The following is a 15610-nucleotide window of genomic DNA, read 5'->3' as shown; positions in this document are numbered from 1 at the left end:
GAGCAAGAGCAAGAGCAAGAGCAAGAGCAAGAGCAAGAGCAAGAGCAAGAGCAAGAGCAAGAGCAAGAGCAAGAGCAGACGCGGCGCTCGGCTCGGTCGTTAGGGCTGTGTGGGCGCCACCCAGCGCCTGCGGCTGAACTTCAACCTTACCCGCAAACGCCGATGCTCATCCGCCCCAAGCGCATCCCTGGGCACACACTGGCTGCGCCCCCACCAAGCCCCAACAGGGATGAATCTCAGCACCACGAGCGACGGCAACGCAATGCTGTCACGACACAGCCGTACCGGCTGCCACCCCCGAGCGCGGGAAAACACCCACCAGCCGGCCCCATCACGGCGCAGCCCGGTAACAGCCTGAACATGGGTCAACAGAATACGACGCGGAATAGCCCAGGCCGCATGGACGATGCACGCGGCGACCACCAGCAGCCCCAACCAGGACGGTAATGGGCTGACAAGCACGGTGAACCAGGCGAGTACCTGGCAGATCAGGTAGGCCGCCAGCAATAGGCGTGAGCCCTGCCAGCGGCATTCGAACCACTCACTTGGGTTGGACACGGTCCAGGATGATGCGAACCATGCGCTGCAACTCCGGGTCCTCGGACTCGGTACGCTCCATGAACCAGCCGAACATGTCCTGGTCCTCACAGCTCAGCAGCCGAACATACAACTGACGATCGGCTTCGTTGAGGGTGGGGTAGACCTCCTGGGTGAAAGGCACCAGCAGGACGTCCAGTTCCAGCATGCCGCGGCGGCTGTGCCAGAAAAGCCGGTTGAGTTCAGTTTGTTCGACCATGGGGCCCTCCTCGAGTGGCCCGCCAGTATACAGTCAGCCGCGCGAAGCGACAGCCAGCTGTTGGTCTAAGTCACCTACCTATTTTGTTACCGGCGTTCTATGATGGCCCCAGACTTTAAGCCACCGCGATGACCCATGGCCGATACCGCTTTCTTCTGCCCTCTGTCCCACGAAGGCATTCTCGCTGTCCGCGGCTCCGATGCAGGCAAGTTCCTGCAGGGCCAGCTGACCTGCAACATCAACTACCTCAGCCCCGAATACGCCAGCTTTGGCGCACGTTGCATGGTCAAGGGGCGCATGCAGTCCAGTTTCAGGATTCTGCCCGAAGGCAACGGTTACCTACTGGCCATGGCCAGTGAACTGCTGGAGCCGCAACTGGCCGACTTGAAGAAGTACGCCGTATTCTCCAAGGCCACCCTGACCGACGAGAGCGCCGCCTGGGTGCGTTTCGGCCTGCACGACGGCCAGGCAGCGCTTGCGGCGCTGGGTTTGGAACTGGCACCTGAAGCCGGCAGCACTGCACGGCGAGAAGGGCTGATCGCTGTAACGGTCAGTACAGGCCGTACCGAGCTCTGGGCACCGGCGGAGCAGGCAGGCGAGGTGCGCAAGACCCTGGCCGGCACGTTGCCCGAAGGTGACCTCAACCCATGGCTGCTGGGGCAGGTACGCGCCGGCATCGGCCAGGTGCTGGGCCCTACCCGCGAGCAGTTCATTCCGCAAATGATCAACCTGCAAGCCGTCGATGGTGTCAGCTTCAAGAAAGGGTGCTACACCGGCCAGGAAATCGTTGCGCGCATGCAGTACCTGGGCAAGCTCAAGCGTCGCATGTACCGCCTGGCCATCGATCAGCAGGCCCTGCCGGCACCCGGGGAGCAGCTCTTCTCCCCCGTGCATGGCTCCTCGGTGGGCGACGTGGTGATGGCGGCCAGTACCGGCACTGGTTGTGAACTGCTCGCCGTGATCGCAGCCGATGCCGTGGAAGATGGCAACCTGCACTTGGGTCATCTCGAAGGCCCGCGCCTGCGGGTGCTGCCCCTGCCCTACGAACTGGACCGCGACAGGGAAATCCAGCGCTGACCAGCCCCGCCCCGCCTTGACAGCGGGGCCGCTTCACCACTGCGGTAGACATGTCCATGAACAAGCTGGCCGAAATGGTCCAGGCGCAATTGCTGGATGCCATTGAAAAGGATGACCTGGTACTTCCGACTTTGCCTGAGGTTGCCTTGAGCATCCGCGAGGCTGCGGAAGACAGCGAGATCAGCGTGGCGGCCTTGAGCCGGGTGATCGGCCGCGATGCCGCCTTGTCGGCACGCCTGATCAAGGTGGTCAACAGCCCGCTGCTGCGAGCCACGGTCGAGGTGACCGAGCTGCACACGGCGATCACCCGGCTGGGCATCAACTACAGCTGCAACCTGGCCATCGGCCTGGTCATCGAGCAGATCTTCCATGCGCGCTCGCCTGCCGTGGAGCAGAAACTGCGAGAAATCTGGGCCAACAGCCTCGAAGTCGCGGGGATGAGCTACGAGTTGGCCCGGCGCTACACGCGGCTCAAGCCTGATCAGGCGGCACTGGGCGGCCTGGTCAACCAGATTGGCGCGCTGCCGGTACTGATCTACGCCGAGGAGCACAACGAACTGCTGTCCGATCCGGTCTGCCTGCACCATGTCATCGAACTGATCCAGCCCGTCCTGGGCGACAAGATACTCAAGGCCTGGGAGTTCCCCGAACAGCTGGTCAAGCTGCCTGGCCTGGTCCAGGACCTGGACCGGCAGACCGACCGCATTGACTACATCGATGTGGTCCAGATCGCTCGCTGTGTCAGCCAACGTGGTCGGGAAAGGCCGCTGGCAGCCTTGCCAGCCTACCGACACCTGGGCTTGCCCATGGGCAGCGAGCTGCACGCCGAGGACCTGCTCGAAGCCCGAAGCTTGTTGCGCTGAGGGCTTCACACTGTCTGGCCGCCCGGTACGCCGGCCGCCTGCTCTCAGTCAGCGATGAAACTCACCCGCACGCGCAGCCCGCCGTTGTCACCATCATGCAGGCTGATCTGCGCCAGGTGAGCCCGGCAGATCTCTCCCACGATCGCAAGGCCCAACCCGCTGCCCTGGGCGCTACGGCGATAGAAACGCTCGAACACCCGCTCGCGCTCGGCCTCTGGAATGCCGGGGCCGTCGTCTTCCACCTCGAGCACCGCAGGCGCGAGCACGCGCAGGATGACGTTGCCACCCTTGGGGGTGTGGGCCAGGGCATTGTCGACCAAGTTGCTCAACAGCTCGTTGAGCAACGTTGGCTCGCCCTTGAGCCATACCGGTGCCTGCGCCTCAAGGGCCAGCGCAACCCCGCGGTTGTGCGCCAACGGCGCCATGGCCATGCCCAGCTCGCGCGCCAGCTGGCTGAGGTCCAAGCGCTGAGCGCCCCCCTCGGCGATTGCGCGCGCGCCGTTTTCCACACGTGCCAGTGAAAGCAACTGGTTGGCCAGGTGCGTCAATTTGTCGGTGCCCTGGGCCGCCGCTTCCAGCGTTTGATGCCACTGCTGCGGTTCACTGGCGCGCAAACCCAGCTCCACCCGCGCCTTGAGCGCCGCCAAGGGCGTACGCAGCTCGTGGGCAGCATCGGCGATGAACTGCGCCTGGCGCTCGAACTGTGCACGCAGACGTTCGGTGAAATGGTTGAGCGCCCCTACCAGTGGCCGCAGCTCAGGCTGCACCTGCACCACCGGCAACGGGCGCAGATCGTCCGGCTGGCGCTCTTCGACCGCTGTGCGCAGGCGCTCGAGCGGTCGCAGCGCCGCACTGACGGCGAACCACACCATCACCAAAGCGCCCAGGGCCAACATGCCCAGGCGCAGCAACGTATCGCCCATCAGGCCGCGGGCCATGCTCACCCGCGCCTCATCCGTTTCGGCCACGCGGATTTCCGCCATACCGTTCATGTTCGGCTCGCTCACCGCCTTGAGCAGGCTGACCACTCGCACGTTCTGTCCCAGATACGTCGCGTCATAGAATCGCGCCAGAGCGGGATAGTCATCGGTGCGCGGGGTGCCAGGCGGCGGAGGCGGCAGCTTTTCATACCCTGAAATCAGCCGCTGGTTGATGTCCAGGACCTGGTAGTAGATGCGTCCAGCGCTGTCGTAGGCAAAGGTATCGAGCGCCACGTAGGGAACATCTGCGCTCAGCGAGCCGTCGCGTTGCGACAGGCCCGCGGCGATGGTGCGGGCGGACGCCAGCAGGGTTCGGTCGTAGGCGGTGTCCGCTGCCTCGCGGCCGTTCCAGTAGGCACTGAGCCCACTGGCTAGCATCAAGACCACCAGCAGCAACGCCAGATTGCCCAGCAGGCGCCCACGCAGGCTGACATTCTCACGCATCGCGATGCTCGAGCAGGTACCCCAGGCCGCGGAAGGTGACGATGGCCACCGGATGACCATCGAGCTTCTTGCGCAGGCGATGGACGTAGATCTCGATGGCATCGGGGCTGGCGTCCTCGTCCAGGCCGAACACCTGGGCCGCCAGTTGCTCCTTGCTCATTACCCGGCCCGGCCGGGCAATCAAGGCTTCGAGCACCCCCTGCTCGCGGGAGGTCAAGGACAACGGCGCCTCACCTAACGTGAACCGCCGGGTATCGAGGTCATACACCAGCGGCCCGCAGCGCTGCTGGCGTTCGCCCCCCAGCACACTACGGCGCAGCAGCGCCTTGACCCGTGCCTCAAGCTCGGTCAACTCGAACGGCTTGGCCAGGTAATCGTCAGCCCCCAGGTTCAGGCCATGGACCCTATCCTTGACGTCGCTGCGGGCGGTGAGCATCAGCACCGGCACGGTCTTGCCACGCCCGCGCAAGCGTGCCAGCACCTCGAAGCCGTCCATACGCGGCAAGCCCACGTCGAGCACGGCCACGGCGTAGTCCTCACTGCCAAGCGCAAGGTCGGCAGCTACCCCGTCATGCAGCACATCCACCGTCAGGCCTAGACCTTTCAGGGCCTGGGCCACGCTGTCAGCCAATTGCAGATGGTCTTCTACCAGCAACACACGCATCGGATTGTCCCTGTTCGGTGGGGCGATGGCGCGGAGTGTACCCCGCCGCGGCGAGCTGTGAAGCCGGCTCGACAAACCTTTCACGCTGAAAGGTTAGCGAAAGGTTCGTTACCTAGCATCGCACCACGGTCGCCCCGAGCGCCGAATAAAGCACCAGCAAGGTGCAATCGAATAAGAACAAGAAACGGAGCCACAACGATGCTGTCATTGCAGCCGCAGGCATTCGTACCTGCTCGTTCCTTTGCCGCACGCCCCAGCGCCATTGCCAGCGCCTTCGCGCTCGCCGGCGTCGCCCCGCTGAGCCAGGCCGCCTTCTTCGAAGACAGCACGGCCACCTTCGAAACCCGCAACATGTACTTCAATCGCGACTTTCGCGATGGCACCAGTGCGCAACAATCCAAGCGCGACGAATGGGCCCAGGGGTTCATGCTCAACCTCGAATCCGGTTACACCGAAGGCACCGTCGGCTTCGGGGTAGATGCGCTCGGCATGATGGGCATCAAGCTCGATTCAAGCCCCGACCGTACCGGCAGCGGCCTGCTGCCGACCCATGACAACGGCAAAGCTGCCGACGAGTACTCAAAGCTCGGCCTGACCGCCAAGGCCAAGATCTCCAAAACCGAACTCAAGATCGGCACGCTGATCCCTTCCCTGCCCACCCTGCGCCCCAACGATGGCCGCATTCTGCCGCAGACGTTCGAAGGCGGGCTGCTCACCTCCAAGGAAATCAAGGGCCTGACCTTCACCGGCGGGCGCCTGGACAAGGCCAAGGACCGTGACGACACCAACTGGGAAGACCTGGCACTGAACAACAAGAACGGCCGCTTCGGTGGCTCGTTCAGCGCAGACAACCTGTCCCTGGCCGGGCTGGACTACCAGTTCAACGACCGGCTGACCGGCAGCTACCACTTCGCCCAACTGGACGACATCTACCGCCAGCACTTCATCGGCCTGCTCGCCACCCAGGCCGTGGGCCCAGGTGCACTGGCCTTCGACTTGCGCCTGGCGCTGAGCGATGACGCAGGCGCCGCCAGGGCCGGCAGCATCGACAACACCACCTTCAACGGCATGGTCAGTTATGCCTTGGGCGGGCACAAGTTCAGCGCCGGCTGGCAGCAGCTGACCGGCGACAGCGCGTTCCCCTATGTCGATGGCGCCGACCCATACCTGGTCAACTTCGTCCAGATCAACGACTTCGCCAATGCCGACGAGCGTTCCTGGCAGGCCCGCTACGACTACAACTTTGCCGCACTCGGCGTGCCCGGCCTGACGTTCCTGACCCGCTACATCAGCGGCGACAACGTCAGCCGTGCCAGCGGTGGCGAGGGCAAGGAATGGGAACGCGATACCGAGCTGAAATACGTGGTGCAGAACGGCCCGCTCAAGAACGTGGCGGTGCGCCTGCGAAACGCGACCTTCCGCTCCAATTTCGCCCGTGACGCCGACGAAGTGCGGCTGCTGGTGAGCTACAGCGTCGCCCTGTGGTAACCCGATAACAACAACGCCTACGGAGATAGACCATGACCTTTTCCCTGCGCCATATCGTACTGGCAACCGGCTGCCTGCTGCTGGCAGGCAATGCCCTGGCCGCCGAACCCAAACGCCCTGAGTGCATCGCCCCGGCTTCGCCTGGCGGCGGCTTCGACCTGACCTGCAAGCTGGTGCAAAGCGCCCTGGTGCAGGAGAAGATCCTGAGCAAGCCCATGCGCGTGACCTACATGCCGGGCGGTGTCGGCGCCGTGGCCTACAACGCCGTGGTGGCACAGCGCCCTGCCGATGCCGGGACCCTGGTGGCCTGGTCGAGCGGTTCGCTGCTGAACCTGGCCCAGGGCAAGTTCGGTCGCTTCGATGAAAATGCAGTGAAATGGCTGGCTGCCGTCGGCACCAGCTATGGCGCAATCGCGGTCAAGAGCGACTCGCCCTACAAAACCCTCGACGACCTGGTCGCTGCCCTGAAGAAAGACCCGAGCAAGGTGGTGATCGGTTCCGGCGGCACCGTAGGTAGCCAAGACTGGATGCAAACCGCCCTGATCGCCAAGGCTGCCGGCATCAACCCACGCGACCTGCGCTACGTGGCACTCGAAGGCGGCGGCGAAATTGCCACGGCACTGCTCGGCGGCCATATCCAGGTAGGCTCCACCGACATTTCCGACTCCATGCCGCACATCGAGAGCGGCAACATGCGCCTGCTGGCCGTGTTTTCGGAAAAGCGCCTGGACGACCCGGCCATGAAGGACATCCCCACCGCCAAGGAGCAGGGCTACGACATCGTCTGGCCTGTGGTGCGTGGCTTCTACCTCGGCCCGAAAGTGAGCGACGAAGACTACGCCTGGTGGAAAGCATCGTTCGACAAGATGCTGGCCTCCGAAGACTTCGCCAAGTTGCGTGACCAGCGCGAACTGTTCCCCTTCGCCATGACGGGTGAAGAGCTCGATGGCTACGTCAAGAAGCAAGTCGCTGACTACAAGATGCTGGCCAAGGAATTCGGCCTGGTCCAGTAATCCAGACCGCTGGGCTTTCCTGGCGGGAGCAGGCAGACGCTGCCGTGCCTAGCCTGGGCCTTGGCCCAGGTTCACGGGTGTGCCGCTCCCATCGCTACTTACCGAGGATTCCTCCATGATCCTGCAACGCATCTTCGCCCTGATCCTGCTGGCCGTCTGCGCCGCCCTGGCCGTGATGGCCTGGCCTTATCAGGCGGCGTTTTCCTATGAGCCGGTAGGCCCGCGTGCCTACCCGCTGCTGATGCTCGGCCTGATGAGCCTGGGCTTGCTGTACATGGCGATCCGCCCCACGCCGATCGTGCACAAGGACGACGAGCCGGCGCTGGACAAGGCGACCTTGACCAAGATCGCCGCCTGCATCGGCCTGCTGCTGATCTTCGCGGCCACCTTCGAATCCCTTGGCTTCATCCTCAGCGCCATCCTGGCCGGTGTGCCCATGGCGCGCCTGTATGGCGGTCGCTGGCTGCACAGCGCCATCGTCGTGGTCGGCATGAGCCTCTTCCTCTACTGGCTGTTCGACCGCGTCATGGACGTGCCCCTGCCCCTTGGCCTGCTGAGCGTACTGGAGAACTGACACATGGATACCTTGAGCTACCTGGGCCAGGGCTTCGGCGTCGCCCTGTCCCCTTACAACCTGGTCACGGCCCTGTCCGGCACGCTGATCGGTACCGTCGTCGGCCTGCTGCCGGGCCTGGGCCCGATCAATGGCGTGGCCCTGCTGATCCCCATCGCCTTCGCCCTGGGCTTGCCTCCGGAGTCGGCACTGATCCTGCTGGCTGCGGTGTACCTGGGCTGCGAGTACGGTGGGCGGATCAGCTCGATCCTGCTGAACATTCCGGGCGAAGCATCGACCGTGATGACCACCCTGGACGGCTACCCGATGGCCCGCCAGGGCCTGGCGGGCGTGGCCCTGTCCCTGTCGGCCTGGAGCTCGTTCATCGGCGCCTTCATCGCCACCTGCGGCATGGTGCTGTTCGCCCCGCTGCTGGCCAAGTGGGCAATCGCCTTCGGCCCGGCCGAGTACTTCGTGCTGATGGTGTTCGCCATCGTCGCCCTGGGCGGCATGGCCGGCGACAAGCCGCTCAAGACTTTCATCGCCGCCTTGATCGGCCTGTTCCTGTCGGCGGTGGGCATCGACGCCAACAGTGGCGTGTACCGCTTCACCGGTGACAGCGTGCACCTGGCCGACGGCATTCAGTTCGTCGTGCTGGTGCTGGGCCTGTTCTCGATCAGCGAAATTCTGTTGCTGCTGGAAAAGACCCACCACGGCCACCAGGCGGTCAAGGCCACCGGGCGCATGCTGTTCAACTTCAAGGAAGCGGCGTCGGTGTTCGCGGTGAACATTCGCTGCGGCCTGCTGGGCTTTGTGATGGGCGTGTTGCCAGGCGCAGGTGCCACACTGGCCAGTGCAGTGGCGTACATGACCGAAAAACGCATGGCCGGTGCCAGCGGCAAGTTCGGCAAGGGTGACGCCCGTGGCCTGGCGGCACCGGAAACCGCCATCGGCGCTTCCTGCTGTGGCGCCCTGGTGCCCATGCTGACCCTGGGCGTGCCCGGTTCAGGTACCACGGCGGTGATGATCGGCGCGCTGACGCTCTACAACATCACGCCCGGCCCGCTGCTGTTCGAACAGCAACCTGACATCGTCTGGGGCCTGATCGCGTCGCTGTTCATCGCCAACATCATGCTGGTGATCCTGAACATCCCGATGATCCGCATCTTCACCCGTATCCTGGCCGTACCGAACTGGGCCCTGGTACCGGTGATCGCCATCATCACCGGGATCGGCGTCTATGCCGTGCATGCCACCACCTTCGACCTGTTCCTGATGGTCGGCATCGGCATCATGGGCTACATCCTGCGCAAGCTGGACTTCCCGCTTTCGCCGATTCTGCTGGGCTTCATCCTGGGTGGCCTGATGGAGCAGAACCTGCGCCGGGCATTGTCAATTTCCAACGGCGAGTTGGGCATTCTCTGGTCGAGCCCGATCAGCATGGGTGTCTGGGCACTGGTAGCGCTCATGCTCGCACTGCCTATGGTGCGCATCTGGCGCAAGCGTAGCCTGCAGCGCCGGGCCATGGTCGATGCCTGATCGTAGGTTGCCGCTGTACTGGGCAACTGGGCTGGTCGGCCTTGCTGGCGGTTTCGCCGCCAGCAAGGTCGGCTGGCCTTTGCCGTGGATGGTCGGCTCGTTGCTGGCGATCATCGCGGTACGTTGCCTGAGCCCTTGGCAGCTGCCAGAAATACCCAATGGCCGGCGCTGCGGGCAATGCATCATTGGCCTTGGCATCGGCCTGCACTTCACGCCCCAGGTCATCGAGCAAGTGGGCAGTCACTTCGCCTTGATCTTCTTCGGCGCTTTGTTCACTACCGTTTCGAGCGTGCTTGGGGTGTGGTTGCTGCGCCGCTCGGGTGAGGACCGCGCCACTGCGTTCTTTGCCAGCATGCCAGGCGGCTCCGGTGAAATGGTCAACCTGGGTGCGCGCAATGGCGCGGTATTGAGCCAAGTGGCCGCAGCCCAAAGCCTGCGCGTGCTGGCGGTGGTGCTGTGCGTGCCGGCGCTGTTCAAGCTGCTGTTGGGCGATGGCGTAGCGCTCAACCACACCGGCAGCGTCAGCTGGGCCTGGCTGGCCCTCATCGCACCGCTGGGCGTGGCCGCTGGCTGGCTCTGGCAGCGGCTGCAACAGCCCAACCCATGGCTGTTCGGGCCGCTGGTGGTGGCAGCCACCTTCAGCCTTGCCGCCAACTTGCAGATCGCCCTGCCCAATGGCGCCAGTCAGATCGGCCAATGGCTGATCGGCAGTGGCCTGGCCTGCCACTTCAACCGTGCATTCTTCCGCCGTGCGCCGGCATTTCTGGGGCGCACGCTGGTGGCCACAGCCTTGAGCATGGCCCTGGCTGGCGCTGCCGCCTGGGGCTTGAGCCTGCTGACAGCTTTGGACCTGCGCTCACTGACGCTGGGCATGATGCCCGGCGGCATCGCTGAAATGAGCCTGACGGCCGAAACGCTGCAACTGTCGGTGCCGCTGGTGACGGCTTTGCAAGTGATGCGCCTGCTCTTCGTGCTGTTCCTGGCCGAGCCCTTGTTCCGTTACTGGATGAGCAAGCGGCCCGCATGACCTGTCGGGGCCTGACGGCCCCGTCTGGCTCACAGCGGTGGCAACGCCCAGTTAATGGGCGCCAGCCCGCGCTGTTCGAGAAAAACGTTGGCACGGCTGAAATGCCCACAGCCAAGAAAACCGCGGTACGCCGACAGCGGCGAGGGGTGCACCGACTTGAGCACCAGGTGCTTGGTGCCGTCGATCAGCTTCTGTTTGCTCTGCGCATGAGCCCCCCACAGCAGAAACACCACGTGCTCACACTGCTCGCTGACCACCTCGATGATACGGTCGGTGAAGAACTCCCAGCCTTTCTTGGCGTGGGAGGCCGCGTTGCCCCGCTCCACGGTCATGGTGGTGTTGAGCAGCAACACGCCCTGCTCGGCCCAGCTTTGCAGGTAGCCATGGCTGGGGATGGGAATGTTCAGGTCGCGGTGCAGCTCCTTGTAGATGTTCACCAACGACGGCGGCGTGGGCACGCCAGGCTGCACCGAGAAGCACAGACCATGGGCCTGTCCTGGGCCGTGGTAGGGGTCCTGGCCGAGAATCACCACCTTGACCTGATCCAGAGGGGTGGAGTTGAGTGCATTGAAGATCAGCGGGCCAGGCGGGTAGATCTGTTTGCCGGCGGCATATTCACCGCGCAGGAACTCGCGCAACTGCTGCATGTAGGGCTGCTCGAACTCGGCACGCAAGGCGGCTTTCCAACTGGGCTCGAGTTTGATGCGATCGTCGTCAGTCATGGGGGCTTCCGTAAACAATGGGGCGACACTAGGGGTGACACCGACGCTTGTCAAACGATCCGACCAGTGCCCGGCGGGATCGACCAGGCAGGCCATACTTGAGCGGTGACCTGAATGAGGTAAGCCATGAGCATTCATTGCCAAGTACTGACAGGCGCCGATGGCGCTCGCCTGGGCATCGCTACCCTTGATGCGCCAAGGGCGCTCAATGCCCTCGACCTGCCAATGATAGAGACGCTGGCCGAGCAGTTGCACAGCTGGGCGCACGACCCGGGCATCGCCTGTGTGCTGCTGCGTGGCAATGGCACCAAGGCATTCTGCGCCGGGGGCGACGTGCGGGCGCTGGCCGAGGCGTGCCGCGAGGAGCCTGGCAGCGTGCCACCGCTGGCTGCATCGTTCTTCGCCGCCGAATATCGCCTGGACCATGCCCTGCACACCTACCCCAAGCCACTGCTGTGCTGGGGCCATGGCCACGTGCTGGGCGGCGGCATGGGTTTGCTCCAAGGCGCCAATGTACGCATTGTGACCCCTAGCAGCGCACTGGCCATGCCTGAGATCAGCATTGGTCTGTACCCTGACGTGGGGGCCAGCTGGTTCCTGGCCCGCTTGCCGGGCAAGCTGGGGTTGTTCCTGGGGCTCACCGGTGCGCCTATCAATGCGCGCGATGCGCTGGACTTGGGGTTGGCTGACCGTTTCATGGGCGAAGACCGGCAAACGGCGTTGATCGACGAACTGCTGCAGATGAACTGGCAGGAGCAGACCGCGTTGCAACTCAACAGCCTGCTCAGGGCTGAGGAGCATTGCGCCCACCAGGCACTGCCGGCGGCCCAGTGGTTGCCGCGCCGCGCGTTCATCGACGCGCTGCTCGATGTCACCTGCGCGGGCGCCGCCTGGCGGGCAGTGGCGAGCCTGCGCCAGCACGACGACCCGCTGCTGTCGGCAGCCGCCGAGCGCATGCTGGGCGGCTGTCCGCTGACGGCTCATCTGGTGTGGGAGCAAATTCAGCGGGCCCGACACCTGTCACTGGCGCAGGCGTTGCAGATGGAATACGCCATGAGCCTGAACTGCTGTCGTCATCCGGAGTTCAGCGAAGGGGTGCGTGCCCGCCTGCTGGACAAGGATCACCAACCGCGCTGGCACTGGCCGGATGTGGACCACGTGCCCGCAGCCGTGGTGCAGGCACACTTCCAAGCGCCGTGGGAAGGCCATCATCCGCTGGCGGACCTGCACTAGCGGCGCGTCGGGCGCAGGGCGCTCCTCACCTGATCAGTGGCCTCGCCCGCGCCTGTCACCCCAGCCGCCTTGATGCCGACCTCCATCCTGGTAACGCGGGCCGTCGTTACGGTAGTCGTGTCGATCGCGGTCGCGCCTGTAGTCCCAGCGCTGGCGATGACCGTAATCGTAGCGCGGGTTGCCATGCCAGCGGCGCACGTCGGGCGGCGGCAACGGTCGGTAGCCGGGCGGCGCATGGTAACGAGGCACCGGTTGATAGTAGTAGCGCGGTTGTGGTGGCACCGGATAACGATTGTACCGGTAGTAGCCGGGTGCATAGCCGGGCGAGACGTATCGGTCGGTGACGTAATAGTCGGAGCGGTAGTAGGTCGACCGACCACCGTACGGCGCACAGGCGCCAAGCGTCAGCCCAAGCAGGGCCACAAGCAGAATTCGATAGGACATAGGCGGCCTCCCGGACCGCTGAGGTGCCCGTGCAGCGAACGCTGCCGAGCGTCGATGCACGACACGTTGATCGACATGGAATAAGACAAGCGCCAAGCCGTGCAGTGCCATACTGGTAATAATTTGATACAGCTGCGGCTTCTGGACAAAATCTTGCAGTTATTTAAAGCCCGGAACACTAGAATGTGCGGCCCGGCACACATCATGGGAAGATCATGCCTTCACGCTCCGCTCCGTCATCGCAGCGTTCGTTAATCGCCGCCCTGCTGATGCTGCTGGCCTGCGGTTTCCTCGCCACGTCGCTGCTGAGTTATTTCTCCTCGCGCAGCGCCATACGTGACGGCATCATCAATACCGAATTGCCGCTGACCTCCGACACGGTCTATTCGGAAATCCAGAAAGACCTGATCCGCCCTGTTCTGATCGCCTCGATGATGGCCCAGGACACCTTCCTGCGGGACTGGGTGCTGGCCGGTGAGCAGGATGCCCAGCGCATGACCCGCTACCTGGGCGAGGTAACGGGCAAGCAGGACATCTTCACGTCCTTTTTCGTCTCCGAACACACGCTGACCTACTACCAGGCCAAGGGTGTACTCAAGCAGGTCCAGCCACAGGCCTGGCGCGATGCCTGGTACTTCCGCCTGCGCGACCAGGCGGCACCTTACGAGATCAATGTCGACCTGGACATGGCCAACCAGGACAACCTGACCGTGTTCATCAACTACAAGGTGCACGACTACCAGGATCGCTTCATCGGCGCGGCAGGGGTGGGACTGAGCGTTTCCACCGTGGTCAAGATGATCGACCAGTACCAACACCGCTATCAGCGATCCGTGGTCTTCGTCGACGCCCAGGGCAAGGTGTTGATGACAGGCTCAGGCGGTGGCCCGCAGGGCCTGCGCGTCGGCCAATCGCTGGTCGACAGCCCGGACCTGGGCGGCGTGCTGGCACGCCAGCCGGTGCCTGGCGAAGGCAGTCATGAATACCGCGACCTTGAAGGCCACAGCCATTTTCTGAACGTACGCCACTTGCCGGAACTGGATTGGTACCTGCTGGTGGACAAACGCGAGACCGGGGCGCTGGACCGGATCCGTCATTCGCTGTACCTGAACCTGGCGATCTGCGCCATGATCACCCTTGTGGTGGTAGCCCTGGTGCATGCGATGGTGCGCCGCCACCAGGCCAGCACCGAAGCCCTGGCCACGCTCGACAGCCTGACCGGGCTGCCCAATCGGCGCAGCTTCGACCTGCTGGCCGCCCAGGCGCTGCGCGAGGCCCAGCGTGACAACAGTCCGCTGGTGGCGTTGCTGATCGACCTGGACCACTTCAAAGCCCTCAACGACACCTATGGTCACCTGGCAGGCGACGAAGTGCTGCGCCAATTTGCCAATGTCCTGCAAGGCAGCATTCGCCAGTCCGATATACTCTGCCGCTGGGGAGGCGAGGAGTTCATCGTGCTGCTGCGTGAGGCCGATGCCCGCCAGGCAAACGAGGCTGCCGAAAAGATCCGGCGGCGCGCCGAGCAACTGACCTTCAGTTACGAGGACCAGCCGCTGCGCCTGACCACCAGCATCGGGGTGAGTCACCTGCAGCCAGGCGATACCTTGCACACCCTACTGACCCGCGCCGACGGCGCCCTCTATCGTGCCAAACAGGCTGGCCGCAACCGTGTCTGCAGTGAAACCTGAAATGAACGACGATCAACGTTGCCCCGCCTGCGGTGCCCTCAACCGGTGCACCCTGGCCGATCCTGCGCAGGCCACCCAGGCTTGCTGGTGCTACAACGTGCGCATCGACCCGGCGGTATTGCAGGCCTTGCCTGCCGAACTGCGCGACCGTGCCTGCCTGTGCCCAAGCTGCGCAGGCGTCGAGGCCCAATTGGCATCGCCTGCAGGTGACGACCATGCGCCTTGATCGTTTTCTTGCCAACCTGCCGACCTGCAACCGCCAGCAAGCGCGCCTGATGCTGGCTCAGCGTCGCGTGCGGCTCGATGGCCAAGTGGCCAGCGACCCGCTAACGGAAGTACGGGCGTTCAGCCGGGTCGAGCTGGACGATGAGGTGCTGCAGGCGGGCCACCCGCCACGCTACCTGATGCTGCACAAGCCGCCCGGTTGCGTCAGCGCCACCCATGACCCCCAGCATCCAACCGTCATGGACCTGCTGCCCGACGCGCTCGCGCAGGGCCTGCATATCGCCGGGCGCCTGGACTTCAATACCACCGGGCTGATGATCCTGACCAACGACGGGCAGTGGTCCCGGCGCCTGACCCAACCGGCCACCAAGCTGCCCAAGCATTACCTGGTCGAAACCCAGGACGAAATCGGCGAGCACTATGTGGCCCGGTTTCAGGAGGGGTTTCACTTTGCTTTCGAAAACCTGACGACCCAACCGGCCGACCTGCAGATCCTCGGGCCGCGCCTGGCCCGGCTCGCCATCGTCGAAGGGCGCTACCACCAGGTCAAACGCATGTTCGGGTTCTATGACAACAAGGTGGTCAAGCTGCACCGGGAGCGCATGGGCGCCATCGCGCTGGACATGGACCTGCCGCCGGGGGCATACCGTGAACTCACCTGCGAGGAAATCGCTGCCGTGTAGGCGTAATGCTACTTAGGACCGCTCCGCGGCCCATCGCGGCACGAGGCCGCTCCTACAAAGTCCGATTAGCCTGCCGAGCCAGGCTTCACTTGAGTGTAGATACCGTCTTGACCCTCACCTCGCAAGCGCGATTTGAGGGTCGAACGGCTTTCCAGATTTCACCACGCCGTA

At 64.1% G+C, this 15610-nt stretch carries 17 protein-coding genes; 11 read left to right on the top strand and 6 right to left on the bottom strand.

From position 1 onward, the window contains the following. Positions 1-99: 99 nt before the first annotated feature. Positions 100-558, bottom strand: a complete 459-nt coding sequence (locus FS767_RS21295) for a protein YgfX (RefSeq protein ID WP_144968106.1) — start codon at positions 556-558, stop codon at positions 100-102. Continuing rightward, the gene (locus tag FS767_RS21290) at positions 542-796 is read right to left on the bottom strand and encodes a succinate dehydrogenase assembly factor 2 (RefSeq protein ID WP_058603186.1); all 255 of its coding nucleotides are present in this window, start codon (positions 794-796) and stop codon (positions 542-544) included. Before FS767_RS21290 ends, FS767_RS21295 begins: the two co-directional genes overlap by 17 nt. Before the next feature lie 135 nt (positions 797-931). Between FS767_RS21290 and FS767_RS21285 the strand changes: the two genes are divergently transcribed. Both FS767_RS21285 and FS767_RS21280 read left to right on the top strand, forming a co-directional pair. After that, on the top strand, positions 932-1873 hold the full coding sequence (locus tag FS767_RS21285) for a folate-binding protein YgfZ (protein WP_144968104.1): 942 nt from the start codon (positions 932-934) through the stop codon (positions 1871-1873). A gap of 56 nt (positions 1874-1929) precedes the next feature. Further along, positions 1930-2736, top strand: coding sequence for an HDOD domain-containing protein (locus FS767_RS21280; RefSeq protein WP_058603188.1), 807 nt, complete (start codon positions 1930-1932; stop codon positions 2734-2736). Positions 2737-2780: 44 nt separating this feature from the next. Here FS767_RS21280 and FS767_RS21275 read toward each other — a convergent pair whose 3' ends face one another. Continuing rightward, complete coding sequence (locus FS767_RS21275; protein ID WP_144968102.1) at positions 2781-4160, bottom strand: sensor histidine kinase; 1380 nt, start codon at positions 4158-4160, stop codon at positions 2781-2783. After that, positions 4153-4824: a response regulator gene (locus FS767_RS21270; protein WP_078478079.1), complete on the bottom strand. Its 672-nt coding sequence runs from the start codon at positions 4822-4824 to the stop codon at positions 4153-4155. The genes FS767_RS21275 and FS767_RS21270 overlap by 8 nt, the downstream gene beginning before the upstream one ends. A gap of 198 nt (positions 4825-5022) precedes the next feature. On the opposite strand from FS767_RS21270, the gene FS767_RS21265 reads away from it, so the two are divergent. The 5 genes from FS767_RS21265 to FS767_RS21245 all read left to right on the top strand — a co-directional run bounded on the left by FS767_RS21265 (position 5023) and on the right by FS767_RS21245 (position 10444). Beyond that, complete coding sequence (locus FS767_RS21265) at positions 5023-6312, top strand: OprD family porin (protein ID WP_144968100.1); 1290 nt, start codon at positions 5023-5025, stop codon at positions 6310-6312. Positions 6313-6344: 32 nt separating this feature from the next. Then, entirely contained in the window at positions 6345-7325 is a 981-nt protein-coding gene (locus FS767_RS21260) for a tripartite tricarboxylate transporter substrate binding protein (RefSeq protein ID WP_058603192.1), read from the top strand. Between the two features lie 115 nt (positions 7326-7440). After that, entirely contained in the window at positions 7441-7899 is a 459-nt protein-coding gene (locus FS767_RS21255) for a tripartite tricarboxylate transporter TctB family protein (protein WP_058603193.1), read from the top strand. Positions 7900-7902: 3 nt separating this feature from the next. Continuing rightward, the gene (locus tag FS767_RS21250; protein ID WP_144968097.1) at positions 7903-9417 is read left to right on the top strand and encodes a tripartite tricarboxylate transporter permease; all 1515 of its coding nucleotides are present in this window, start codon (positions 7903-7905) and stop codon (positions 9415-9417) included. Beyond that, entirely contained in the window at positions 9410-10444 is a 1035-nt protein-coding gene (locus FS767_RS21245) for an AbrB family transcriptional regulator (RefSeq protein ID WP_144968095.1), read from the top strand. Before FS767_RS21250 ends, FS767_RS21245 begins: the two co-directional genes overlap by 8 nt. Positions 10445-10473: 29 nt before the next feature. Here the strand turns inward: FS767_RS21245 and ung are convergent, their stop codons facing one another. Continuing rightward, a complete protein-coding gene (gene ung / locus FS767_RS21240) occupies positions 10474-11166 on the bottom strand; it encodes a uracil-DNA glycosylase (protein WP_144968093.1) in 693 nt (230 codons plus the stop codon). Positions 11167-11292: 126 nt separating this feature from the next. Here ung and FS767_RS21235 point away from each other — a divergent pair, with 126 nt between their 5' ends. Continuing rightward, entirely contained in the window at positions 11293-12399 is a 1107-nt protein-coding gene (locus tag FS767_RS21235) for an enoyl-CoA hydratase/isomerase family protein (RefSeq protein WP_144968091.1), read from the top strand. A 33-nt stretch (positions 12400-12432) separates the two neighbouring features. Here FS767_RS21235 and FS767_RS21230 read toward each other — a convergent pair whose 3' ends face one another. Beyond that, complete coding sequence (locus tag FS767_RS21230; RefSeq protein WP_144968089.1) at positions 12433-12843, bottom strand: hypothetical protein; 411 nt, start codon at positions 12841-12843, stop codon at positions 12433-12435. Positions 12844-13058: 215 nt separating this feature from the next. On the opposite strand from FS767_RS21230, the gene FS767_RS21225 reads away from it, so the two are divergent. Genes FS767_RS21225 through FS767_RS21215 form a run of 3 tightly spaced genes read left to right on the top strand, consistent with a single transcriptional unit; the run spans position 13059 to position 15439 of the window. After that, a complete protein-coding gene (locus tag FS767_RS21225) occupies positions 13059-14531 on the top strand; it encodes a sensor domain-containing diguanylate cyclase (protein WP_144968087.1) in 1473 nt (490 codons plus the stop codon). A gap of 1 nt (position 14532) precedes the next feature. Continuing rightward, a complete protein-coding gene (locus FS767_RS21220; protein ID WP_058603200.1) occupies positions 14533-14757 on the top strand; it encodes a cysteine-rich CWC family protein in 225 nt (74 codons plus the stop codon). After that, positions 14747-15439 (top strand): pseudouridine synthase, encoded by a 693-nt coding sequence (locus FS767_RS21215; protein WP_144968085.1) that lies wholly within the window; start codon positions 14747-14749, stop codon positions 15437-15439. The genes FS767_RS21220 and FS767_RS21215 overlap by 11 nt, the downstream gene beginning before the upstream one ends. The last annotated feature ends 171 nt before the right edge of the window (positions 15440-15610 follow it).

Origin of the sequence: Pseudomonas sp. DE0010 (assembly GCF_007680745.1) — a bacterium.
Classification (GTDB): Bacteria; Pseudomonadota; Gammaproteobacteria; order Pseudomonadales; family Pseudomonadaceae; genus Aquipseudomonas; species Aquipseudomonas parafulva_B.
The sequence above is the reverse complement of the archived record's forward strand: the minus strand, read 5'-3'. Positions and strand labels throughout refer to the sequence as shown.